The organism is Ruegeria sp. R13_0 (genome assembly GCF_017743995.1).
Taxonomy (GTDB): domain Bacteria; phylum Pseudomonadota; class Alphaproteobacteria; order Rhodobacterales; family Rhodobacteraceae; genus Ruegeria.
On record NZ_JAGHRB010000001.1, the window covers coordinates 128,114 to 150,564 of the forward strand.

Annotated in this window: 25 protein-coding genes; 22 read left to right on the forward strand and 3 right to left on the reverse strand. The window is 59.3% G+C overall.

Annotation, left to right across the window (positions count from 1 at the left end; all coding sequences use genetic code 11):
• Positions 1-336: 336 nt before the first annotated feature.
• The 18 genes from nuoE (at position 337) to J7394_RS00675 (ending at position 17,797) form a co-directional block, all read left to right on the forward strand.
• Positions 337-1,443: an NADH-quinone oxidoreductase subunit NuoE gene (gene nuoE / locus J7394_RS00590; protein WP_209250252.1), complete on the forward strand. Its 1,107-nt coding sequence runs from the start codon at positions 337-339 to the stop codon at positions 1,441-1,443.
• Positions 1,444-1,471: 28 nt separating this feature from the next.
• Positions 1,472-1,699 (forward strand): DUF5337 domain-containing protein, encoded by a 228-nt coding sequence (locus tag J7394_RS00595; RefSeq protein ID WP_209250253.1) that lies wholly within the window; start codon positions 1,472-1,474, stop codon positions 1,697-1,699.
• A 6-nt stretch (positions 1,700-1,705) separates the two neighbouring features.
• Positions 1,706-3,004, forward strand: coding sequence for an NADH-quinone oxidoreductase subunit NuoF (nuoF, locus tag J7394_RS00600; RefSeq protein WP_170461087.1), 1,299 nt, complete (start codon positions 1,706-1,708; stop codon positions 3,002-3,004).
• Positions 3,001-3,507: a DUF3291 domain-containing protein gene (locus J7394_RS00605; RefSeq protein WP_209250254.1), complete on the forward strand. Its 507-nt coding sequence runs from the start codon at positions 3,001-3,003 to the stop codon at positions 3,505-3,507. Before nuoF ends, J7394_RS00605 begins: the two co-directional genes overlap by 4 nt.
• Before the next feature lie 80 nt (positions 3,508-3,587).
• The gene (locus J7394_RS00610) at positions 3,588-3,932 is read left to right on the forward strand and encodes a hypothetical protein (protein ID WP_209250256.1); all 345 of its coding nucleotides are present in this window, start codon (positions 3,588-3,590) and stop codon (positions 3,930-3,932) included.
• Between the two features lie 98 nt (positions 3,933-4,030).
• Entirely contained in the window at positions 4,031-4,435 is a 405-nt protein-coding gene (locus J7394_RS00615) for a DUF5333 domain-containing protein (RefSeq protein WP_247747982.1), read from the forward strand.
• 2 nt (positions 4,436-4,437) lie between these two features.
• Complete coding sequence (nuoG, locus tag J7394_RS00620; RefSeq protein WP_209250260.1) at positions 4,438-6,453, forward strand: NADH-quinone oxidoreductase subunit NuoG; 2,016 nt, start codon at positions 4,438-4,440, stop codon at positions 6,451-6,453.
• Between the two features lie 45 nt (positions 6,454-6,498).
• Positions 6,499-7,536 (forward strand): NADH-quinone oxidoreductase subunit NuoH, encoded by a 1,038-nt coding sequence (gene nuoH / locus J7394_RS00625; protein WP_209250261.1) that lies wholly within the window; start codon positions 6,499-6,501, stop codon positions 7,534-7,536.
• 1 nt (position 7,537) lies between these two features.
• Positions 7,538-8,032, forward strand: a complete 495-nt coding sequence (gene nuoI, locus J7394_RS00630; RefSeq protein WP_039524264.1) for an NADH-quinone oxidoreductase subunit NuoI — start codon at positions 7,538-7,540, stop codon at positions 8,030-8,032.
• Entirely contained in the window at positions 8,029-8,439 is a 411-nt protein-coding gene (locus tag J7394_RS00635) for a carboxymuconolactone decarboxylase family protein (RefSeq protein ID WP_170642992.1), read from the forward strand. The genes nuoI and J7394_RS00635 overlap by 4 nt, the downstream gene beginning before the upstream one ends.
• Positions 8,436-9,038, forward strand: coding sequence for an NADH-quinone oxidoreductase subunit J (locus tag J7394_RS00640; protein ID WP_170768089.1), 603 nt, complete (start codon positions 8,436-8,438; stop codon positions 9,036-9,038). The genes J7394_RS00635 and J7394_RS00640 overlap by 4 nt, the downstream gene beginning before the upstream one ends.
• 4 nt (positions 9,039-9,042) lie before the next feature.
• The gene (gene nuoK, locus J7394_RS00645) at positions 9,043-9,348 is read left to right on the forward strand and encodes an NADH-quinone oxidoreductase subunit NuoK (protein ID WP_005984024.1); all 306 of its coding nucleotides are present in this window, start codon (positions 9,043-9,045) and stop codon (positions 9,346-9,348) included.
• A 7-nt stretch (positions 9,349-9,355) separates the two neighbouring features.
• Positions 9,356-11,536, forward strand: a complete 2,181-nt coding sequence (nuoL, locus tag J7394_RS00650; RefSeq protein WP_209250262.1) for an NADH-quinone oxidoreductase subunit L — start codon at positions 9,356-9,358, stop codon at positions 11,534-11,536.
• A complete protein-coding gene (locus tag J7394_RS00655; protein WP_170375153.1) occupies positions 11,536-13,080 on the forward strand; it encodes an NADH-quinone oxidoreductase subunit M in 1,545 nt (514 codons plus the stop codon). The genes nuoL and J7394_RS00655 overlap by 1 nt, the downstream gene beginning before the upstream one ends.
• A 15-nt stretch (positions 13,081-13,095) precedes the next feature.
• Positions 13,096-14,538, forward strand: a complete 1,443-nt coding sequence (gene nuoN / locus J7394_RS00660) for an NADH-quinone oxidoreductase subunit NuoN (RefSeq protein ID WP_209250263.1) — start codon at positions 13,096-13,098, stop codon at positions 14,536-14,538.
• A 54-nt stretch (positions 14,539-14,592) separates the two neighbouring features.
• Positions 14,593-15,342 carry a biotin--[acetyl-CoA-carboxylase] ligase gene (locus J7394_RS00665; RefSeq protein WP_170691963.1) on the forward strand — a complete coding sequence of 250 codons (750 nt, stop codon included), beginning with the start codon at positions 14,593-14,595 and terminating at the stop codon, positions 15,340-15,342.
• A gap of 11 nt (positions 15,343-15,353) precedes the next feature.
• Complete coding sequence (locus J7394_RS00670) at positions 15,354-16,133, forward strand: type III pantothenate kinase (protein ID WP_209250264.1); 780 nt, start codon at positions 15,354-15,356, stop codon at positions 16,131-16,133.
• Complete coding sequence (locus J7394_RS00675) at positions 16,130-17,797, forward strand: ribonuclease J (RefSeq protein ID WP_209250265.1); 1,668 nt, start codon at positions 16,130-16,132, stop codon at positions 17,795-17,797. The genes J7394_RS00670 and J7394_RS00675 overlap by 4 nt, the downstream gene beginning before the upstream one ends.
• A gap of 8 nt (positions 17,798-17,805) precedes the next feature.
• Here J7394_RS00675 and J7394_RS00680 read toward each other — a convergent pair whose 3' ends face one another.
• Together J7394_RS00680 and J7394_RS00685 are read right to left on the reverse strand one after the other, a co-directional pair.
• Positions 17,806-18,507 carry an NUDIX hydrolase gene (locus J7394_RS00680; RefSeq protein ID WP_209250266.1) on the reverse strand — a complete coding sequence of 234 codons (702 nt, stop codon included), beginning with the start codon at positions 18,505-18,507 and terminating at the stop codon, positions 17,806-17,808.
• On the reverse strand, positions 18,504-18,899 hold the full coding sequence (locus J7394_RS00685; RefSeq protein WP_209250267.1) for a DUF983 domain-containing protein: 396 nt from the start codon (positions 18,897-18,899) through the stop codon (positions 18,504-18,506). Before J7394_RS00685 ends, J7394_RS00680 begins: the two co-directional genes overlap by 4 nt.
• 213 nt (positions 18,900-19,112) lie before the next feature.
• On the opposite strand from J7394_RS00685, the gene J7394_RS00690 reads away from it, so the two are divergent.
• The 4 genes from J7394_RS00690 to J7394_RS00705 are packed head-to-tail and all read left to right on the forward strand — an operon-like array spanning position 19,113 to position 21,017.
• Entirely contained in the window at positions 19,113-19,580 is a 468-nt protein-coding gene (locus J7394_RS00690) for an EF-hand domain-containing protein (protein ID WP_209250268.1), read from the forward strand.
• A 6-nt stretch (positions 19,581-19,586) separates the two neighbouring features.
• Positions 19,587-20,201 (forward strand): RNA polymerase sigma factor, encoded by a 615-nt coding sequence (locus J7394_RS00695; protein WP_209250269.1) that lies wholly within the window; start codon positions 19,587-19,589, stop codon positions 20,199-20,201.
• The gene (locus tag J7394_RS00700) at positions 20,194-20,547 is read left to right on the forward strand and encodes a hypothetical protein (protein ID WP_209250271.1); all 354 of its coding nucleotides are present in this window, start codon (positions 20,194-20,196) and stop codon (positions 20,545-20,547) included. Before J7394_RS00695 ends, J7394_RS00700 begins: the two co-directional genes overlap by 8 nt.
• On the forward strand, positions 20,544-21,017 hold the full coding sequence (locus tag J7394_RS00705; RefSeq protein ID WP_209250272.1) for a periplasmic heavy metal sensor: 474 nt from the start codon (positions 20,544-20,546) through the stop codon (positions 21,015-21,017). Before J7394_RS00700 ends, J7394_RS00705 begins: the two co-directional genes overlap by 4 nt.
• A gap of 5 nt (positions 21,018-21,022) precedes the next feature.
• Here the strand turns inward: J7394_RS00705 and J7394_RS00710 are convergent, their stop codons facing one another.
• A complete protein-coding gene (locus J7394_RS00710) occupies positions 21,023-22,420 on the reverse strand; it encodes a diguanylate cyclase (protein ID WP_209250273.1) in 1,398 nt (465 codons plus the stop codon).
• Positions 22,421-22,451 lie beyond the last annotated feature (31 nt).

A 22,451-nucleotide genomic window follows, 5' to 3' on the forward strand; every position in this document is an offset into this window, starting at 1 on the left:
TTTATGACACTTGGCAAACTATACTTCCGAAAATGGCAAGTAACCTCGAGTATTGTTTGTTGCCTTTGGATGATAGTGAGTATTGCGCTGCTTTCTCCAATTACGAAGAGGGGCCACCCACGAGCGCCAAGCAGCATTTGGACGCATCAATTTTGACTGTTTCGACATTCAACATATTGCTGCGTCCATTGGAGGTTGAGTATGTGTCCGATCTCAAATGTAAGAGGCCCCAGATATCGGGTGACTATTTGTCCCCGGAATTTAGTGCTCTAGGGGTAACCTTAGCCGTCAGAGCCTCCAAAGACTCTTGTTACATCGAAATACTGGATGAGGCCGATGCTTCGTAGGCTACACCCCGAACAACCCAAAAGCTTTGCCTTCACCGTTGCAAACCAGCAATGGGCCGAAGCGCAAATTACCAAATACCCCGAGGGGCGTCAGGCCAGTGCGGTGATCCCTCTGCTGTGGCGCGCGCAGGAGCAGGAGGGTTGGCTGTCCCGCCCGGCGATTGAATCTGTCGCCGACATGCTGGGCATGGCCTATATCCGTGTGCTCGAGGTCGCCTCGTTCTACTTCATGTTCCAACTGCAGCCGGTCGGCTCGGTGGCGCATATTCAGGTGTGTGGCACGACCTCCTGCATGATTTGCGGTGCCGAGGATCTGATTGCGGTCTGCAAGGACAAGATCGCGGCCAAGCCGCATGCGCTATCCGCTGATGGCAAGCTGAGCTGGGAAGAGGTCGAATGCCTTGGGTCCTGTACGAATGCTCCGATGGCGCAGATCGGCAAGGATTACTATGAAGACCTGACCGCCGAGAGTTTTGGCAAGATCATTGACGATCTGGCGGCGGGGAAGGTGCCTACGCCCGGCCCTCAGAACGGGCGATATGCGGCCGAGCCTTTGAAAGGCCTCAGCAGCCTGACCGAACATGAGGCTGGAAAGCCGGAACACAATGCCAGCGTGGCCTTGGCGGCCGAACTGGGCGATACGGTCAAGCGGATCGACGGGACTGAGGTTCCGATCCTCACGCCTTGGTTGGGGAAAGACGGTAAACAGGCTGGGGCATCGGCGGCGGCGAAACCGCCAAAAGCGCCAGAGCCACCGAAACCTGCCGTGAAACAGGCCGCTGAAGCCAAGGCGAAAGAAGTCGAGGAAGATAAACCCCGAACGCTGACCGAGGCGCGTGGGGGACTGCCAGATGACTTCAAGATGCTGAAAGGCGTGGGGCCGAAGCTGGAAGAGACGCTGAACGAGCTGGGCTTTTTCCACTATGATCAGATCGCGGCTTGGACGCCTGAGCACGTGGCCTGGGTGGATGCGCGCCTGAAGTTCAAGGGCCGGATCGAACGCGATGGCTGGATTGAACAAGCGGCCAAGCTGGCCGTTGGGGATGAGACCGAATTCGCCAAACGTGCCAAGGAAGATGGCACTTACGAAGACTAAACGCCCCTGCAAGGGCCATAAGGACGAGATGGACAAGGACAAAGAGCAAGCCATAGCCCGCAAGGGCCGCCACATCGGCATCGTCATCGCGGTGACGATGGTGGTTTGGCTTGGCATGACCTTGTTCATCGGCCCCGCGATTGGAATGCCGGGGCGTTATGCACTGCTATTTGATTTCGCCGCTTTGGCTGGCTTCATCTATGCAGGCGTCAACATATTTCAACTCTGGCGCATGCGTCAGGATAGCCAAGGGTAACACGCGATGCTGAAGGATCAGGACCGGATCTTTACCAACATCTACGGGATGCACGAGCGTACTCTGCGCGGCGCGCAAGCCCGAGGTCATTGGGATGGCACCGCTGGCCTGATCGAAAAGGGTCGGGATTGGATCATCCAGACGATGAAAGACTCAGGGCTTCGTGGGCGCGGTGGCGCGGGCTTCCCAACTGGTCTGAAATGGTCGTTCATGCCCAAGGAAAGCGATGGCCGCCCGTCTTATCTGGTCGTGAATGCGGATGAATCTGAGCCGGGCACCTGCAAAGACCGTGAGATTATGCGCCACGATCCGCATACGCTGATCGAAGGCTGCCTGATTGCCTCTTTCGCGATGAATGCGCATACCTGCTATATCTACCTGCGCGGCGAATACATCCGCGAACGCGAGGCGCTGCAGGCCGCGATTGATGAGGCCTATGACGCCGGGCTATTGGGTAAGAACGCGGCCGGCTCGGGATGGGATTTCGACATCTTCCTGCATCACGGCGCGGGCGCTTACATCTGCGGTGAAGAAACAGCGCTGATCGAAAGCCTTGAGGGCAAAAAGGGTATGCCGCGCATGAAGCCCCCATTCCCGGCTGGCGCGGGCCTCTATGGCTGCCCGACCACGGTGAATAACGTGGAGTCCATCGCCGTTGTGCCGACCATCTTGCGCCGGGGCGCGGACTGGTTCGCAGGCTTTGGTCGTCAGAACAACGCCGGCACCAAGCTGTTTGCGATCTCGGGCCATGTGAACAACCCCTGCGTCGTTGAAGAGGCGATGTCGATCCCGTTCGAGCAGCTGATCGAAACCCATTGCGGAGGCATTCGCGGCGGCTGGGACAACCTGCTCGCGGTGATTCCGGGTGGATCGTCTGTTCCGTGCGTGCGCGGTGAAAACATGCGCGATGCGATCATGGATTTTGACTATCTGCGCGGTGAGCTCGGCTCGGGCCTTGGGACGGCGGCGGTGATCGTGATGGACAAGTCCACCGACATCATCAAGGCGATCTGGAGGCTGTCGAAATTCTACAAGCATGAAAGCTGCGGCCAGTGTACGCCCTGCCGCGAAGGCACCGGCTGGATGATGCGCGTGATGGACCGCCTTGTGCGCGGCGAGGCCGAACTGGAAGAGATCGACATGCTGTTTGACGTGACCAAGCAGGTCGAAGGCCACACGATCTGCGCGTTGGGCGATGCCGCGGCCTGGCCGATCCAGGGCCTGATCCGCAACTTCCGCGAAGAGATCGAGGACCGCATTAAGGCGCAGAAATCAGGCCGCATGGGGGCTATGGCAGCGGAATGATCAGGCAGCCCGACGGATATCATCTGGCCGAACTGAATATTGGCCGCCTGCTGGCCCCGACGGATGACCCTCGGGTGGCTGAGTTCATGGCCAATCTCGACAAGGTCAACGGCCTGGGCAAGCGGATGCCGGGCTTTGTATGGATGATGGAAGGCTCGGGCGAGCCGGGAACCGGGAATACGGAAAACGCGATTGGGGGTGATCCTCAATTTGTCGCCAACCTGACGGTTTGGGAAGACGTCGCGAGCCTTGAGACATTTGTCTGGGGCACCATACATAAACAGTTCTACGACCGCCGTCAGGAGTGGTTTGAACTGCTGGGGGATCAGCATTTCGTCATGTGGTGGGTGCCCGCAGGACACCAGCCAGATCTGGATGAAGCCATGGCGCGGTTAGAGCGTCTGCGCCAGAAAGGTCCAAGTGAACACGCCTTTGGATGGGCGGATTTGAAACAAGCAAGCAAGTGGCGCGACAATCGTTGTGCTCAGGTCGCAGCGGAGTGAGCGGGATGACACACCATTCTGATCGCGCGCGCAGCCGCCCAGATGCCAGCCATCTGACAGGAATAAACAAAGTGAAGACAATGAAATTCTCAACCTTTGCTGGCCTGGCGGGGCTTGTGCTGATCTCGGCCTGCGCCGCCGCCTCGTCCGAGGACCGTGTACTGTTTGACGGCCAGTATTTTCGTGCCAAGGCCAAATCGGTCGACAAACGCAAAACCCCCACTGAATTCACTGTCGTGGTAAGAAACGCCTCCGCTTCGATTGACGGCGCGCGTGAGGCAGGGCGTTTCGAAGGTACCAAATTCTGCATCCAGAACTTCGGCTCTTCGCGTATTGTTTGGAAGGTTGGCCCGGATACCGAACCGCAGAACCTGCGCATCAGCGACGATAAACTGACTCTTGCGGGAACCTGCCAGAGACCATGAGGCTATTTTCCGCATATCACGGCAGGGCCAGCGGTCTGTTATTGCATAGCAGACAGGGCGACACCCATCTTGGTCGATCCAAGATGAAAGGACCTGCCATGTCTTATGCGAAAAAATTTGCCATCGGTCTTGCGCTGATGATCCCCGCGATCGCCGAGGCCAAGCCGCCTTTGCGTGAGGTGAAACAGATCGACAATGAGCTGTATTACATCGCAGTCGCGAAAGAGATCTCAGATTATTGCCCCTCGATCAGTGGGCGAAAGCTGAAGGCGATCAACGTGATGTGGGGGCTGCGGTCCGAGGCGAACAGCCTTGGCTACTCGGACCAAGAGATCCGGGACTATGTCGAATCCGATGCCGAAAAAGACCGGATGCGCGCCAAGGGTGAGGCTTATCTGGCCTCCAACGGCGTGACCTACGAGAACCCGAATTCCTTCTGCACGTTGGGGCGGAAGGAAATCGACAGAAACAGCGCCATCGGCGTTTATTTGAGGGCGAACTGACGATGTCTGACCTCCGCAAGATCAATATCGACGGGCAGGAAATCGAAGTCGATGGTGCCATGACCCTGATCCAGGCCTGTGAAGAGGCCGGGGTCGAGGTGCCACGCTTCTGCTATCACGAACGTCTGTCGATTGCGGGGAACTGCCGGATGTGTCTGGTTGAGGTCGTGGGCGGCCCTCCGAAACCTGCAGCCTCCTGCGCGATGCAGGTGCGTGATCTGCGTCCCGGGCCGGAGGGGCAGCCGCCACAGGTCAAGACGAACTCACCCATGGTCAAAAAGGCCCGCGAAGGGGTGATGGAGTTTTTGCTGATCAACCACCCTCTGGATTGCCCGATCTGCGATCAGGGGGGTGAGTGCGACCTGCAGGATCAGGCCATGGCCTATGGTGTTTCGGGTTCGCGTTTTAAGGAAGCCAAGCGCGCCGTAGATGATCTGGATTTGGGGCCGTTGGTCGGCACCGCGATGACCCGTTGCATCAGTTGCACCCGCTGTGTGCGCTTCACTACCGAGGTCGCCGGCATCACTCAGATGGGTCAGACAGGGCGAGGCGAGGATGCAGAGATTACTTCCTATCTGAACCAGACGCTGCACTCGAACCTGCAGGGCAACATCATTGATCTTTGTCCCGTGGGGGCGCTGACCTCGAAACCCTATGCCTTCACCGCGCGCCCGTGGGAATTGACCAAGACCGAGAGCATTGACGTGATGGATGCCTTGGGGTCGAACATCCGCGTGGATACCAAAGGACGTGAAGTGATGCGGTTCCTGCCGCGCAACCATGATGGCGTGAACGAGGAATGGATCAGCGACAAAACCCGGTTCGTCTGGGACGGGTTGCGCCGTCAGCGTCTGGACCGTCCGTATGTGCGCGAAAACGGCAAGCTGCGCCCGGCCTCATGGCCTGAGGCGCTGACCAAAGCCGCTGAAGCGCTGAAAGGGGCCGAAAAACCGGCGGGTCTCATTGGTGATCTAGCCCCGGTTGAGGCGATCTTTGCACTGAAGCAGATGATCGAAGGGCAGGGCGGCGTTGTCGAATGCCGTACGGACGGGGCCAAGCTGCCTGCGGGCAACCGTGGGGCCTATGCCGGGATCGCCGCGATCGAAGATATCGACATGGCCGAGCGTATTTTGCTGATCGGCACCAATCCGCGCGATGAGGCTCCTGTTCTGAACGCCCGCATCCGCAAAGCCTGGGCGCATGGGGCCGAGGTTGCTCTGGTCGGCCCGGCGGCCGATCTGACCTATGAATACCACCACATGGGTGATGACCGCGCAGCTTTGCAAAAGGTTGTCGACATGGGCGGCGATGATGAGATCAAAGCAAAACGCTCTTTGGTCATTGTCGGTCAGGGCGCGCTGCAAGAGGCCGATGGCGCCGCCGTTCTGGCCGCCGCGCAAACCGTTGCAAACAATACCGAAAGTGGGCTGATCATCCTGCATACTGCCGCCGCGCGTGTGGGCGCGATGGATGTGGATGCCACCAACGCAGACGGTATGGACGCGATCAGCGCGGCTGATGTGATCTATAACCTCGGCGCGGATGAGGTCGAAATCGGAGACGGCGCATTCGTGATCTATCAGGGCAGCCATGGCGACCGTGGCGCGCACCGCGCTGATGTGATCCTGCCCGCCGCCGCCTATACCGAGGAAAACGGGTTGTTCGTGAACACCGAAGGCCGTCCTCAGTTGGCCATGCGTGCGGGCTTTGCACCGGGTGAGGCCAAAGAAAACTGGGCCATCTTGCGTGCGCTCTCTGCCGAGTTGGGGGCGACGCTGCCCTTCGATTCCTTGGCGCAATTGCGGACCGCGTTGATCGAGGCGGTGCCGCATCTGGCGCGCATCGACGAGGTGATCGAGAACGAAGTGCAGCCGCTTGAGGCTGGCGTGCTGGGCAAGGCGAGTTTCCGCAATGCGGTCAAGGATTTCTACCTGACCAACCCGATCGCGCGCGCCTCGCAACTGATGGCCGAGCTGTCGGCGCAGGCGAAAAACACAGACAGGATGGCTGCAGAATGATCCGTCCCGCAGAGATATCCCCGACGACCCACGGTGTGAGGACCAATGGCTGATTTCTTTAACACACCGGGCGGCATCGCCCTGATCGTCCTGGCGCAGGTGCTTGCCGTTGTGGCCTTTGTGATGATCTCGCTGTTGTTCCTTGTCTATGGTGACCGCAAGATCTGGGCCGCTGTTCAGATGCGCCGGGGCCCCAATGTGGTAGGTGCTTACGGTCTATTGCAAACAGTGGCCGACGCGCTGAAATATGTGGTCAAAGAGGTCGTCATCCCGGCAGGCGCGGACCGTACCGTGTTCATCTTGGCGCCGCTGACGTCTTTCGTACTGGCAATGATCGCTTGGGCCGTGATCCCGTTCAACGACGGCTGGGTGCTGTCAGATCTGAATGTGGCGATCCTCTATGTCTTCGCCGTATCCTCGTTGGAGGTTTATGGCGTGATTATGGGCGGTTGGGCGTCGAACTCAAAGTACCCGTTCCTCGGCTCGTTGCGCTCTGCGGCGCAGATGATCTCTTACGAGGTGTCGATCGGCCTGATCATCATCGGCGTGATTATCTCGACGGGTTCGATGAACTTTGGCGACATCGTCCGCGCACAGGATGGCTCGTTCGGTTTCTTCAGCTGGTACTGGCTGCCGCATTTCCCGATGGTCTTCCTATTCTTCATCTCGGCGCTGGCCGAGACCAACCGCCCGCCCTTCGACTTGCCCGAGGCGGAATCGGAATTGGTCGCAGGCTATCAGGTCGAATACTCGGCCACGCCCTTCCTGCTGTTCATGGCAGGCGAATACATCGCCATCTTCCTGATGTGCGCCCTGACCACGCTGCTGTTCTTCGGCGGCTGGCTGTCGCCGATCCCTGGCCTGCCTGACGGTGTGCTATGGATGGTCGCGAAGATGGCATTCTTCTTCTTCCTCTTCGCGATGGTTAAGGCGATCACACCGCGCTACCGCTATGACCAGCTGATGCGGCTGGGCTGGAAAGTGTTCCTGCCGTTCTCGCTGGCCTGGGTGGTGTTTGTAGCCTTTGCGGCAAAATTCGAATGGTTCTGGGGCGCATTCGCGCGTTGGAGCGTAGGAGGCTGATATGACCCAAATCGACTACACCCGCGCTGCCAAATACTTCCTGCTGCAAGACTTCTGGGTCGGCATGAAGCTGGGGCTGAAGTATTTCTTCGCGCCCAAGGCCACCGTGAATTATCCGCATGAAAAAGGCCCTCTGTCGCCTCGGTTCCGCGGAGAACATGCCCTGCGCCGATATCCAAACGGCGAGGAACGCTGCATCGCCTGTAAGCTCTGCGAGGCGATTTGCCCGGCGCAAGCCATCACCATCGACGCCGAACCGCGCGAAGACGGCTCCCGCCGCACCACGCGCTATGACATCGACATGACCAAATGCATCTATTGCGGTTTCTGCCAAGAAGCCTGCCCGGTCGATGCAATTGTCGAAGGCCCGAACTTCGAATTCGCAACGGAAACCCGCGAAGAGCTCTTTTACGACAAGGAAAAACTGCTCGACAACGGTGAACGCTGGGAAGCCGAAATCGCCCGCAATCTGGAAATGGACGCGCCGTACAGATGAGTGACACGCCGACAAACCCGTTTGAGCTGATGATGAAGCAGGCGCAGGACATGGCCAAGGCGATGAACCCGGCGATGGAGAATTTCTCTCCCAAAGGGTTCGAGAACCTGTGGCCGACCATGCCCAAAGAGGTCATGGAGATGATGTTCGGCAACACCGTCAATAAGGACGGGTTGGATGCCAAGACGCGTCTACTGCTGACGCTGGCCGGGCTGACCTGTCAGGGCGCTCAGGCGGACTCGGCCGTGCGTCAGACCGTGCGCCATGCGCTTGAGGCGGGCGCAAAGAAACAAGAGATCGTGGAAACGATCGGTCAGATGTCGGTCTTTGCTGGCATCCCGGCCATGACCCGCGCGCTGGATCTGGCGCAAGAGGTTCTGGGCGACAACGAGGATGAGGATCAATGACCGTCTTTGCCTTCTACCTGTTTGCCATCAGCACCATCACCGGCGGGCTGTTCACGGTGATCAGCCGTCAGCCGGTGCATTCGGTGCTGTGGCTGATCCTGTCTTTCCTGTCGTCGGCGGGGCTGTTCGTACTGCTGGGTGCCGAATTCGTGGCGATGCTGTTGATCATCGTCTACGTGGGCGCGGTCGCGGTGCTGTTCCTGTTCGTGGTGATGATGCTGGACGTGGACTTTGCCGAGCTCAAGGCCGAGATGGCGCGGTACATGCCGCTGGCTCTGTTGATTGGTCTGGTGATCCTGATGCAGTTCATCATGGCGTTCGGAGCGTGGGACAGCGCGCAAGGCGTTGAGGCTAATCTGGCGCAGCCGGTGCCGAGCGACCGTCACAATACCGAGGCGCTGGGTGTCATTCTTTACGATCAATATTTCCTTCTGTTCCAGCTTGCGGGCTTGATCCTGCTGGTGGCGATGATCGGCGCCATCGTGCTGACTTTGCGCCACCGTCAGGACATTAAGCGTCAGGACATCGTCGGCCAGATGATGCGCGACCCGGCCAAGGCGATGGAGTTGAAGGACGTGAAACCGGGGCAGGGACTTTAAGAAGATGATCGGACTTGAACACTATCTTACGGTCGCGGCGACGCTGTTCGTCATCGGCATCTTTGGTCTCTTCCTGAACCGCAAGAATGTCATCATCCTGCTGATGAGCATCGAGTTGATGCTGCTGGCAGTGAATATCAACCTTGTGGCGTTTTCCAGCTTTCTCGGCGATCTGGTCGGGCAGGTGTTCACGCTGTTCGTGCTGACCGTTGCGGCGGCGGAGGCGGCGATTGGTCTGGCCATACTGGTCTGCTTCTTCCGCAACCGTGGCACCATCGCGGTTGAAGACGTCAATATGATGAAGGGCTGAGAGAACTATGGAAACCACCATCCTCTTTGCCCCGCTTGTGGGCGCTCTGATCTGCGGGTTCGGCTGGCGGTTCATCGGTGAGAAAGCCGCCATGTGGACTGCGACGGGCCTGCTGTTTCTGGCCTGTCTGCTGTCGTGGATCGTGTTCCTGGCTTTCGATGGTCAGACCCAACAGATCGAAATCCTGCGCTGGATCGAGAGCGGCTCGCTTTCAACAAGTTGGGCCATTCGTCTGGACCGCCTGACCGCGATCATGCTGATCGTGGTGACGACGGTCTCGGCGCTCGTGCACCTCTATTCCTTCGGCTACATGGATCACGACCCGCAATGGCGGGAGGGTGAAAGCTATAAGCCGCGCTTCTTTGCCTATCTCTCCTTCTTCACCTTCGCGATGCTGATGCTGGTGACTGCTGACAACCTGGTGCAGATGTTCTTCGGCTGGGAGGGCGTGGGCGTTGCCTCATACCTGCTGATCGGTTTCTATTATCGCAAGTCCAGCGCCAATGCGGCGGCCATGAAGGCGTTTATCGTCAACCGGGTTGGCGATTTCGGCTTTGCGCTGGGGATTTTCGCGATCTTCTTCCTGACTGACAGCATCAACTTCTCGGATATCTTTGCCTCGGCCTCTGACCTGTCGGAAATTCAACTCAGCTTCCTCTGGGGTGAGTGGAACGCGATTGAGGTGATCTGTGTCCTTCTGTTCATCGGCGCGATGGGTAAATCGGCGCAGTTGATCCTGCACACATGGTTGCCCGATGCGATGGAAGGTCCGACGCCTGTATCGGCCCTTATCCACGCCGCGACCATGGTGACGGCGGGTGTCTTCCTTGTCTGCCGCATGTCGCCGCTGATGGAGTTCGCGCCGGGTGCGACCGGGTTCATCACCTTCCTTGGTGCCTCGACCGCGTTTTTTGCGGCGACCGTGGGATTGGTTCAGACCGACATCAAACGCGTCATCGCTTATTCGACCTGTTCGCAGCTGGGCTACATGTTCGTGGCCGCAGGCGTCGGCATGTACTCGGCGGCGATGTTCCACCTGCTGACGCACGCGTTCTTCAAGGCGCTTTTGTTCCTCGGGGCCGGTTCGGTAATCCATGCGATGCATCACGAGCAGGAAATGACCGAATATGGCGGGCTGCGGAATAAGATCCCCTATACGTTCTGGGCGATGATGATCGGAACGCTGGCCATCACGGGTGTCGGTATCCCGCTGACCACCTTCGGCTTTGCCGGGTTCCTGTCCAAGGACGCGATCATTGAAAGCGCCTTTGCGGGCGGCACGGGATATGCCTTCTGGATGCTGGTGATCGCGGCTGTTTTCACCTCGTTCTACAGCTGGCGTTTGATTTTCCTGACCTTCTACGGCACACCGCGCGGTGACAAGCATACGCATGATCACGCCCATGAAAGCCCGAAGGTGATGCTGATTCCTCTGGGCGTTCTGTCGCTGGGCGCGGTTTTTGCGGGGATGATCTGGTACGGCAACTTCTTCGGTCACACGGACAAGGTCGGGAAGTTCTACGGGATCCCGGTGGCCGAGGCCTCGGCGCATGGTGAAGGTCATGACGATGCGACCCATGCCGAGCATGTCGCCGATGGTACCGCCGAAGAGCATCACGGTGACGATCATGCCGATGCTCACTCGGATGAGGCGCACGGGGATGACCATGCGGATGAGACACATGGCAAGAAAGACGCCCACGGAGATCATCACTACGTCTTCGCGGGCGAACCGGGTGAGGGCGCTTTGTATATCGCACCGGACAATACCGTGCTGGATGACGCCCATGCCGTCCCGAAATGGGTTAAGGTCTCGCCTTTCGTGGCGATGCTGCTTGGGTTTGTCGTGGCCTACTGGTTCTACATCGTGAACACGTCGCTGCCCGCGCGTCTGGCTGCAAACCAGCGTCCGTTGTACCTGTTCCTGCTGAACAAATGGTACTTTGACGAGATTTATGATGCGATCTTTGTAAAACCCACTCTGGCCCTTGGCCGCCTTCTGTGGAAGCGCGGCGATGGCAACACAATTGATGGCTTCCTGAACGGAGTAGCAATGGGCGTTGTTCCCTTCTTCACCCGCCTCGCAGGCAAGGCGCAGACCGGGTACATCTTTACCTACGCCTTCTGGATGGTGCTGGGCATCGCGGCCCTTGTGACCTGGATGTCGATCGGCGGAGGGGCGCAGTAATGGACAATATCCTCTCGATCGTGACCTTCATCCCGGCTATTGCTGCGGGTATTCTGGCGCTGTTCCTGCACGGAAATGATGCGGCGGCGCAGCGGAATGCCAAATGGGTGGCGCTGCTTGCGACCACGGTAACCTTCCTTGTGTCGATTGGTATCTACACGGGCTTTGATCCCTCGAACACCGGCTTCCAGATGGTGGAAGAGGGTGAGTGGCTGATGGGTCTGAAGTACAAGATGGGCGTCGATGGCATCAGCGTGCTGTTCGTATTGCTGACCACCTTCATCATGCCCCTGACCATTCTGGCCAGCTGGAACGTGACCGAACGGGTCAAGGAATACATGATCGCCTTCCTGCTGCTGGAAACGCTGATGCTTGGCGTGTTCATGGCGCTGGATTTGGTGCTGTTCTACCTGTTCTTCGAGGCAGGCCTGATCCCGATGTTCCTGATCATCGGCATCTGGGGCGGCAAGGATCGCATCTACGCGAGCTTTAAGTTCTTCCTCTACACCTTCCTCGGCTCGGTGCTGATGTTGGTGGCGATGGTTGCGATGTACGCGGATGCTGGCACTACAGACATCGAGGCGCTGATGACCCATCAGTTCTCGTCCGAAAGCTTTAGTGTGTTGGGCATCTACGTCGTCGGCGGGATGCAGACGCTGATGTTCTTGGCCTTCTTTGCCTCCTTCGCTGTGAAAATGCCGATGTGGCCGGTGCATACCTGGCTTCCGGATGCGCACGTGCAGGCCCCGACAGCAGGCTCGGTTGTGCTGGCGGCGATCCTGTTGAAAATGGGCGGTTATGGCTTCCTGCGGTTCAGCCTGCCGATGTTCCCGGTTGGCTCGGCGGTGATGACCGATCTGGTGCTGTGGATGTCGGCGATTGCCGTTGTTTACACCTCGCTTGTGGCGCTCGTGCAGGAGGATATGAAGAAGCTGATCGCCTATTCCTCGGTCGCGCATATGGGCTTTGTGACCATGGGGATTTTTGCGGCGAACCAGCAGGGCATTGATGGCGCGATCTTCCAGATGCTCAGCCACGGGTTTATCTCGGCCGCCTTGTTCTTGTGTGTCGGCGTGATTTACGACCGGATGCACACCCGCGATATCGACGCGTACGGAGGTCTGGTGATCCGGATGCCCGCCTATGCGTTGGTCTTCATGCTGTTCACCATGGCCAACGTTGGCCTGCCGGGCACCTCGGGCTTCATCGGTGAATTCCTGACCCTGATGGGCGCGTTCCAGGTCAACACATGGGTAACCGCAGTGGCCGCGACCGGCGTGATCTTCTCGGCCGGGTATGCGCTATGGCTTTACCGTCGGGTCGTGTTCGGCGATCTGATCAAGGAAAGCCTCAAGGCGATGACCGACATGAGCTCGCGTGAGCGGCTGATCTTTGCGCCGCTCATCGTGATGACCATCCTGCTGGGCGTCTACCCGTCGCTGGTGACCGATGTGATCGGCAACTCGACCGCTGCATTGATTTCGAACTATGACACGGCTCTGGCCGCGGCTGAAGCTGCGACCCAGACGGCCGCTTCGCATTAAGGGAGCTTTGGAGACATGATCCAAGCTGATCTGACAATAATCCTGCCAGAGATCGTTCTGGCCGTATATGCGATGGCTGCTCTGATCGGGGCCGTTTACACAAAGAAGGACGAGCTGGCTCCGGCATTGGTTTGGTCCACGGCGGGTCTGATGGCGCTTCTGGCGATTTGGATCTCAAGCAACGGTGACGGGACCAACGTGGCGTTCAATGGAATGTTCGTGGATGACGGCTTTGCGCGGTTTTCCAAAGTTGCCATCTTACTTTCCGCCGCTGCCGTTCTGGTCATGAGCCAGGACTACATGGCCCGCCGCAACCTGCTGCGGTTTGAATACCCTGTGCTGGTCGCATTGGCTGCGGTTGGGATGATGATGATGGTCAGCGCGGGCGATCTGATGTCGCTTTACATGGGGTTGGAGCTTCAATCGCTGGCCCTCTATGTCGTGGCAGCGCTGCGCCGGGACAGTGCGAAATCTACTGAGGCCGGTCTGAAGTATTTCGTTCTGGGTGCGCTTAGCTCGGGCCTGCTGCTCTATGGCGCGTCGTTGGTTTACGGGTTCACCGGCACCACGCTGTTCTCGGGCATCATCGCCACCGTTCAGGCGGGAGACGTCTCGGTCGGTCTGCTCTTCGGTCTGATCTTCCTGATCTCGGGTCTGGCCTTCAAGGTTTCGGCCGTGCCCTTCCACATGTGGACCCCGGATGTGTACGAAGGGTCTCCGACGCCGATCACAGCCTTCTTTGCGACCGCTCCGAAAGTGGCTGCCATGGCGCTGTTTGCACGGCTTCTGCATGACGCGTTTGGAGGCATTGTAGAGGATTGGCAGCAGGTGATCGTGTTGCTGTCGGTTCTGTCCATGCTGCTCGGCGCGGTTGCCGCCATTGGCCAGCGCGACATCAAACGTCTGATGGCGTTTTCTTCGATCGCCCATATGGGCTATGCGCTGATCGGTTTGGCTGCAGGAACTGAGTTGGGCGTGAAAGCCATGCTGATGTATCTGGCGATCTACGTGACGATGAACATCGGCACCTTCGCCTTCATCCTGATGATGGAGCGGGACGGCAAACCCGTCACAGACATCGACGCCTTGCGCCAGTATTCCAAGCGCGATCCGGGTAAGGCTCTGGCCGTTCTAATCCTGATGTTCAGCTTGGCGGGTGTGCCGCCCATGCTTGGGTTCTTTGCCAAGTTCGGTGTTTGGCAGGCGGGTGTCAGCGCGGGTCTGACCGGATTGGTGATCGTGTCGGCCATCGCCTCGGTCATCGGTGCGTTCTACTATCTGCGGATCGTCTTCTACATGTATTTCGGCGCCGAGAATGAAGACCCCATCGAAACCCGCTCAACCCCTGTCTTGTGGGTGGCCTTGATGGGATCGGCGGCTTTGATGCTGATCGGTGTGTTCTACCAGTTTGGTGTCGAGGGCGCAGCAGCCGCTGCCGCTGCGACGCTTGTCAACTGATGAAAACCACCAAGAGGATGCAGCTGCGCAACCCCGCAAGTGGGCCTTACTGACATGAGCAGTTGGCCCGACGGGTACGGCCTACACATCTTGCAAGAGGTGGATAGCACGCTGAACGAAGCCGCGCGTCTTGCACCCACGGCGCAAGGCCCCGTGTGGATCATGGCACATCACCAGACCGCAGCGCGCGGCAGGCGAGGGCGGGCTTGGGCCAATCCCAAGGGCAATTTGGCCTCGACCCTTCTGATGCGCCCTCAGGGTGATCCGGAGAGTGCGGCTCTGCGCAGCTTCGTGGCAGCTTTGGCCTTGTTCGATGCCTGTGTCGCTGTGACGGGCAGAGCCTCAGGCTTGTCGCTGAAATGGCCCAATGACGTGCTGCTGAACGGCGGCAAGCTTGCGGGTATTCTTCTAGAGAGCACGGGGCAGGGGCGCGGAGTGTCTCATCTGTCGATTGGGATCGGTGTCAATCTGACCGAAGCGCCCGGCGCGGATGCCGTTGAGCCGGGGGCGGTTCGACCGGTCTCTTTGCTGTCGGAAACAGGCGCGCATGTCACGCCCGAGGATTTTCTGACCGAACTCGCCATCGCCTATGCCGGCTATGAAACCCAATTCGTCACCTACGGCTTTGAACCGATCCGCACGGCATGGTTGGCCCGCGCAGCGCGGTTGGGTGAGGTCATTACCGCCCGTACCGCCACGTCGGAAACGGTTGGTACCTTCGAAACGGTAGACGCGGGGGGCAACCTTGTCCTAAACACCGCCAAAGGCCGTGTAAGCATTCCTGCGGCGGACGTGTTTTTCTGAAGGGGGCTCAGATGCTTCTGGCCATCGATTGCGGCAATACAAATACCGTTTTCTCGATCTGGGATGGTGAGAGTTTTCTGTGTACCCTGCGCACCTCGACCCATCATTCACGCACGGCGGATGCCTATTTCACCTGGTATTCTACGCTGGTGAAACACTACGGGATCGAGGCTGACATTACGGACGTGATCATCGCCTCGACTGTGCCGCGCGTGGTGTTCAACCTGCGTATCTTTGCGGATCGGTTCTTTGGCTGCCGTCCGCTGGTTGTGGGCAAGCCGGATTGCCTGCTGCCGGTCGCACCGCGCATTGACGAAGGCACGGTGCCGGGTCCTGATCGCCTCGCCAATGCGGTGGGGGCCTTTGACCGTCATGGCGGAGACGTTGTGGTTGTCGATTTTGGGACGGCGACAAACTTTGACGTCGTCGCCTCTGATGGGGCCTATGTCGGAGGCGTCATCGCGCCGGGCGTGAACCTGAGCCTTGAGGCCCTGCACCAAGGGGCCGCCGCTCTGCCGCACATCGACATCACCCGCCCGGACAAGGTGATTGGAACGAATACGGTTGGCTGCATCCAATCGGGCGTGTATTGGGGCTATTCCGGTCTGATTGAGGGGCTGATCGCCCGCATCAAGACCGAATACGGAATGCCGATGAAAGTCGTTGGAACCGGAGGGCTTGCACCCTTGTTCGATCAGGCCGACGTGGGGTTCGACGCAATCGAAGATGATCTGACGATGCACGGGCTGACCGTGATCCATCGCTATAACAAGGAAAATGGCTCAACATGAGCAGCGAAAGACTGATCTACCTGCCGTTAGGCGGGGCCGGTGAAATCGGCATGAACGCCTATGTGTACGGCTATGGTGCGCCGGGCAAGGAACGTCTGATCCTCGTCGATCTGGGTGTGACCTTCCCCGATATGGACACAACACCGGGTGTGGACCTGATCCATGCCGATATCTCATGGCTACAGGAACGCGCCGACCGGCTAGAGGCGGTTTTTGTCACCCACGCGCACGAAGACCACGTGGGCGCCGTGGCGCATTGCTATGAGGCGCTGGGGGCTCCGATCTATGCGCGCGCCTTCACCGCGAATATTGCCCGTCGGAAGATGGAAGAACATGGCCACCCTGAAGATGCTGTGCGTACTGCCTCGGCTTGGCCCGAGCAGGTCTCGGCCGGACCATTCACTGTTGGCTTCCTGCCGGTTTCGCACTCGATCCCCGAAAGCGCCGCACTGGTGATCGACACGCCCGAAGGGCGGATCGTGCATTCGGGGGACTTCAAGCTGGACTTAAACCCGGTGGTGGGCGAACCGTTTGATCCCGATCTCTGGGCCGATGTCGCCAAATCCGGTGTGAAGGCCTTGGTCTGTGACAGCACCAATGTGTTCTCGAGCCACCCCGGACGCTCAGAGTCCGAGGTCGGACCCGAGATCACCAAGCTGGTCGAAAGCGCCGAAGGTATGGTTGTGGCGACCACATTCGCCTCGAACGTGGCGCGGGTTAAGACCTTGGCGGAGGCTGGCCAGCGGGCCGGGCGCTCGGTCGTGCTGTTGGGTAGGGCCATGCGCCGGATGATCGAGGCTGCAACGGAAACCGGCATCCTGTCGGATTTCCCCAAAGTGATCAGCGCCGAAGAGGCTGTAGAGCTTCCGCGTCAGAACCTGATGCTGATTGTGACCGGCAGTCAGGGCGAACGCCGCGCCGCCAGCGCGCAGCTGGCGCGTGGCAAGTACCGCGGTATCGAGTTGAAAGAGGGCGACCTGTTCCTGTTCTCCTCGAAAACCATTCCCGGCAATGAGCGTGGTGTGATTTTCATCATCAATCAGCTCAGCGAAAAGGGCGTGGATGTGGTGGATGACAGCTCGGGCCTTTATCACGTTTCGGGCCATGCCAACCGGCCTGATCTTGAGAAAGTCCACGGGTTGATTGACCCTCAAATGGTGATCCCGATGCATGGCGAACATCGCCACCTGCGCGAACATGCCAAACTGGCCGAGGCTGGTGGACGCACGGGTATTCTGGCCGTCAACGGCACCATGCTGGATTTGACCGGCAATGCGCCCAAAGTTGTCGACTATGTCGAAACCGGGCGGACCTATCTGGATGGCACGGTCAAGGTCGGAGCGTTGGACGGGGTTGTGCGCGACCGTATCCGCATGGCGCTGAACGGCCACGTGACCGTAACCGTCATTCTGGATGAAGAGGACGAGCCTCTGGGTGAGCCATGGTGTGATACGATGGGCCTGCCGGAGATCGGAACCTCTCGCGCGGCGCTGGTTGAGGTGCTTGAGGAAGACCTGAACCAGTTCCTGATGCGGGCCGAGGCCAAGACCCTGCGCGACGATGACAAGCTGGAAGAGGCCATGCGCCGGATCGTGCGTCAGACGGCCAAAGCTGAGATCGGCAAAAAGCCCGAAGTCACGGTTGTGATCAGCCGCATGAAGTAAGGTTGGGGTCAGTCAACCTCGGGCATGGGATAGCCCCTGAGCCTTTGGAACAGGCTGGCCTCATCATTGTTGAGATAGAACGGGACAGAAGATGGCGGTGTCGGGTCGGTGACCCGCGCCGTGATCTCGGCCAGCACGACCTCGGTGATGAAGGGCAGGTCGAAGTTTCGAACCTCGTCCAGTTTGACCCATTGCAGGTGCGACAGCTCATCCGAGGCGCGGCTGAAATCGTCCAGATCGCCTTGAATTGCCTGCGCATCGACCAGAAAGAACCGCGCATCAAACCGTCTGGGCCGACCCGGAGGGGTAACCGCGCGGAACACGAACTGCAGCGCCTCGGCCGAGGGTTTGAAGCCCAAAGCCGCAAAGCTGGCCCAATCGGCCGGAGCGTCGCCGTCCCATTCACCGGGTTGGCCAAGGACCATCCCGGTTTCCTCCCACAACTCTCGAATGGCTGCTACGGCAAGTGCCTGCTGCAGGTCAGCCTCGGCCTGCTCGGCCAAGCGATCATAGCAGAGTTGGGGCAGCGGGGCGGCCAGTGGGATGCTTGAATCCTCGGGGTCGACCGCGCCGCCGGGAAACACGAATTTGTTCGGCATGAACGCCGCTTTGGCCCCGCGTTGCCCCATCAGGATCGAGGGCGCGGTAAAACGGTCCCGCAGAACGATGACGGTGGCTGCGTTGCGGATGGCGGTCTTGTCGACGGTCACGCGGCTTTCTCGAACCCATGCATGCGCCGCGCCCATTGATAAGCCACGACAGCCCCCTTCAGGCGGGGCAGCAGGAACAGCGACAAAGCTATGCAGCCGATGGAGAACCCGATGGCCATGGTCCACGGATCCGGGCGCCAATGTACATATGAGACGTGCAGAGCAGGGGCCAGCAGGTGCCCAACCAGCAGAATCGTCAGATAGGCGGGGCCGTCATCTGCGCGGTGGTGAAACAGCTCTTGCCCGCAATTCGAGCAGCTGTCGTTCACCTTGAGGTAGCTGTGCAGCAGCTTGCCTTCGCCACATTTTGGGCATTTACAACGAAAGCCTTTGACCAAAGCAGGCCATGTTTCGCGCTCTTCTTCCACTTCGGGGGTGATCGTCTGATCCATGATAATGTAACTCGCGCATTTATCTTTTGCGGATAATGGGCCTGTTTGGCGCAATAGAAAAGGGGGGTGCGTCGCTTTGCATCGCTTGGGTAGGGCAAGAGTTCGTGACCCGCTGATCCTTCGATAAACTTTTTTCGACGGAAACCCGATGGTGCCGCGTTTGAATGGGTATGAGCAGCGGCAATCAGGTCGCGCCAATATGGGGAAACCGATATGAAGAACTCGAAATTCATCCCGGCCATCGTTCTGTCGGCAGTGGCGATCACAGGTACATCGGCACTGGCAGCAGGCCCAAAGGATCGTGAGCCCGTCTCGTTTCAGGAACTGGACGCCAATGCAGACGGCCAGATCACAAAAGAAGAGATGCAGGCCCATCGCGCGCAACGCTTCACAAAGGCGGATACTGACGGCGACGGACAGATAAGCCTTGAGGAGATGCAGGCCGCAGCCCAACAGAAGGCCAACGACAAGGTGGCCAAAATGTTCGAGAAACATGACGCGAATGGCGATGGGGTTCTCAGCACCGATGAGTTGCCCAAACCGCGCCGGGCTGACAAGATGTTTGATCGGATCGACGCGGATAGCAGCGGCGGTATCTCGGAACAGGAATTTGCCGATGCAAAAGACAAGATGGGCAAACATCACAAAAAGCGCCATAAATCGGACGCTGACGATAGCTGATGCAGGATGGAGGATCTGACCTCCCACCCTCAAGACGTTCGCGGCGCGGGGTGCGTCGCGGACGACCTCGGTGACGATAGGTTGCTGAGGATGTTTGCCGATGGCGATGCCGGTGCGGCGCGGATCCTGACGGACCGGCTGGGCCCGCGTTGCTACTCAGTCTCTCTGCGCATGTTGGGCAACCGGGCCGAGGCCGAGGATGTGACGCAGGATGCCATGATGCGGCTGTGGCAGATGGCTCCGAAATGGGTGCCGGGCACGGCCAAAGTGTCGACCTGGCTCTATCGGGTCACGCTGAACCTGTGTCTGGACCGCAAGCGCAAAAAGACACCCGAGCAGCTCCCCGAAGAGGCTGAGCCGCCCGACAACGCGGCCAGCGTGGTTGAGAAAATGCAGGATACGGCGCGCCATGACGCGTTGCAGGTTGCGCTTATGCAATTGCCTGACCGACAGCGACAAGCCGTCGTGTTGAGGCATATTGAGGAGCTGTCCAACCCCGAGATTGCCGGGGTCATGGGTCTCTCGGTAGAAGCGGTCGAGAGCTTGACCGCGCGTGGAAAGCGGGCTTTGTCGGCCATATTGGCCGGACGGCGGGAAGAACTGGGGTATGACGATGGCTGATGACGACATGGAACTGGAAAATCTGTTTGCTCAGGCGCGCAAGGACCGATCCGAGTTGCCGGATGATCTTGCCGTGCGTATCCAGACAGACGCTGAGACCACTCGGCTGGGGCGGTTGGTGAAACACGCGCGCCCTGAACGGTCCCATTGGTCACGCATTCTGGACAATATCGGGGGATGGCAGGGCTTTAGCGGTCTGGCTGCCGCCAGCGTCACCGGGGTCTTCATCGGGTTTTTTGCGCCTGCCGTTCTGCCGGATACGGCCGGCCTGTTCGGCGCGACGGATGGCAGCGTTCTGGCGGCCGACCTTGGATTTGACACCAGTTTTCTGGAGAGCACGGAATGAACACTGATCCAAAACCGAAACGCCGTTGGATGCCGATCGTTCTGTCTCTGTCACTAGCGATCAACCTGTTGATCATCGGGGTCGCGGTCGGCAGCGTATTGCGGCTAAAGAACAGCGATCACGCCAAGGCACCGCCGGGTTTTGGACCCGCATTGTACCGCGCTTTGCCGAAGGAGGACCGCAAAGCCCTGAGGGGAGAGCTCTCCGGCCTGCACGGCAAAGGGGCCAAGGGGCGATCTCAGGACTTCATGGTCGTGACCGAGGCGCTGCGGGCCGTTCCCTTTGATCCCGAAACTGTCACACTCTTGCTGCAGCAGCAGGCTCAGGCGACCGCGGACTTGCAGGCTGCGCTGCAAGAGAAATGGTTGGTTCTGGTCACGCAGATGAGCGACGAGGAGCGTCAGACCTACGCGACCCGTCTGGAAGAAGTCGTCAAACGCGGCCCGCGCGGTCACAACAAAAAGCACTGAGGCGATCAGGCAGCGCTCTGCCTGATCTGCACTTGGTTGCGGCCGGCCTGTTTCGCCGCGTAGAGCGCTTTGTCTGCGGATTTGATCAACTGCTCGACGGGTTCGGCCTCGTCTTGTGAAAGGTAGGCCGGAGCAGACATTTTCAGGCCCACACTTATGGTTACGGCAATCGGTGTGCGCTGATCGGGCAGGCGGAAAGGTACTGCGCAGATCGCCTCGCACAGGGTGCTTGCCATCGTCAGAGCCTTGGCGCGCGAGATGTTCGGAATGGCGATCATGAACTCTTCCCCGCCGATACGTGCGACGAACCCGGCCTTGCCGACGACTTGTTGCATCCGCGCCGCCGCTTGGGTCAGCACGCAATCCCCACTGGCGTGACCGTATTCGTCATTGATCGCCTTGAAATGATCCAGATCGGCCAGCATCAGGGCAAAACCGCGCCCGGTCTGTGCCGATTGCTGCGCAATTTGCTGGATGGCGCGCATGGCATAGCGGCGGTTCTGCAACCCGGTCAGAGGGTCGATCCACGACTCGGCGATCCCTTTCTTCAGCGAATCGCGCATCCTGTCCATCCGGCTTTTGCGGGCAATCTGGTTGTCCAGCCGCAAAACAATCTCATCTGCGCAGAACCCGCCGAGACAGACGGCATCTGCCCCTCGATCCAGCGCCTCGGACGCGCGGGTGGCGTTGTTGTCGCTCAACACCCCGATCAGAACCGTATGGCGCGTGGCCCCGCGCGATCTGAGGTCAGCCAGGATGTTCAGCGCGGATCGGTCTGCATCCAGCTCGACCACGATTGCATCCGGGATCGGGCCAGAGAGCAAGGCCTGAAGATCCGATTGGTGGTGCGAGGTCAGGGCGTAGCGGGACTGCCCGGAAAGCGCCTTTTGCCAAAGCGCGCCGTTGCGTGGCGTTTGCGCCAATACCGCAACGCGGGCCCTTTGGGGGGCAGTAATGAGCGGCGTATCCGGCTCGGCCAGGCCAAGAGACTGTGGGTCCTCGCGCAATTGCAGGTCCTGCGTGTCGGCGCGCGCGCGCAAAAGGCTGCGGATGCGGGCCAGCAGCAGTGTGTCCTTGAACGGGTGGGTCAGAACATCATCCAGACCATCCGCCAAAGCCCGCAATCGAGCTTGCTTGTCATTCTGGGCGGTCAGGGCCACGACGGGCACGTCGCCCAAGGCCGGATTCTTCGCAATCAGGCTTTTGACATCCGCCGCCGTGCCGTCGGGCAGCGTTTGCGCGGTCAGCACCAGATCAGGCCGCACACGCCGCAAGAGCGCGGCGAGGCCTTCCAATTTCTCACCTTGCACCACGTGGTACCACGCCGCCGTCAGCTGAACCTTCAGCATGATGCGGTTTGTGGATACCCCATCTAAAACAAGGATGGTTCCCTGCACGGACATAGTTGCTCACCATTGATTGCATGCGTGAACA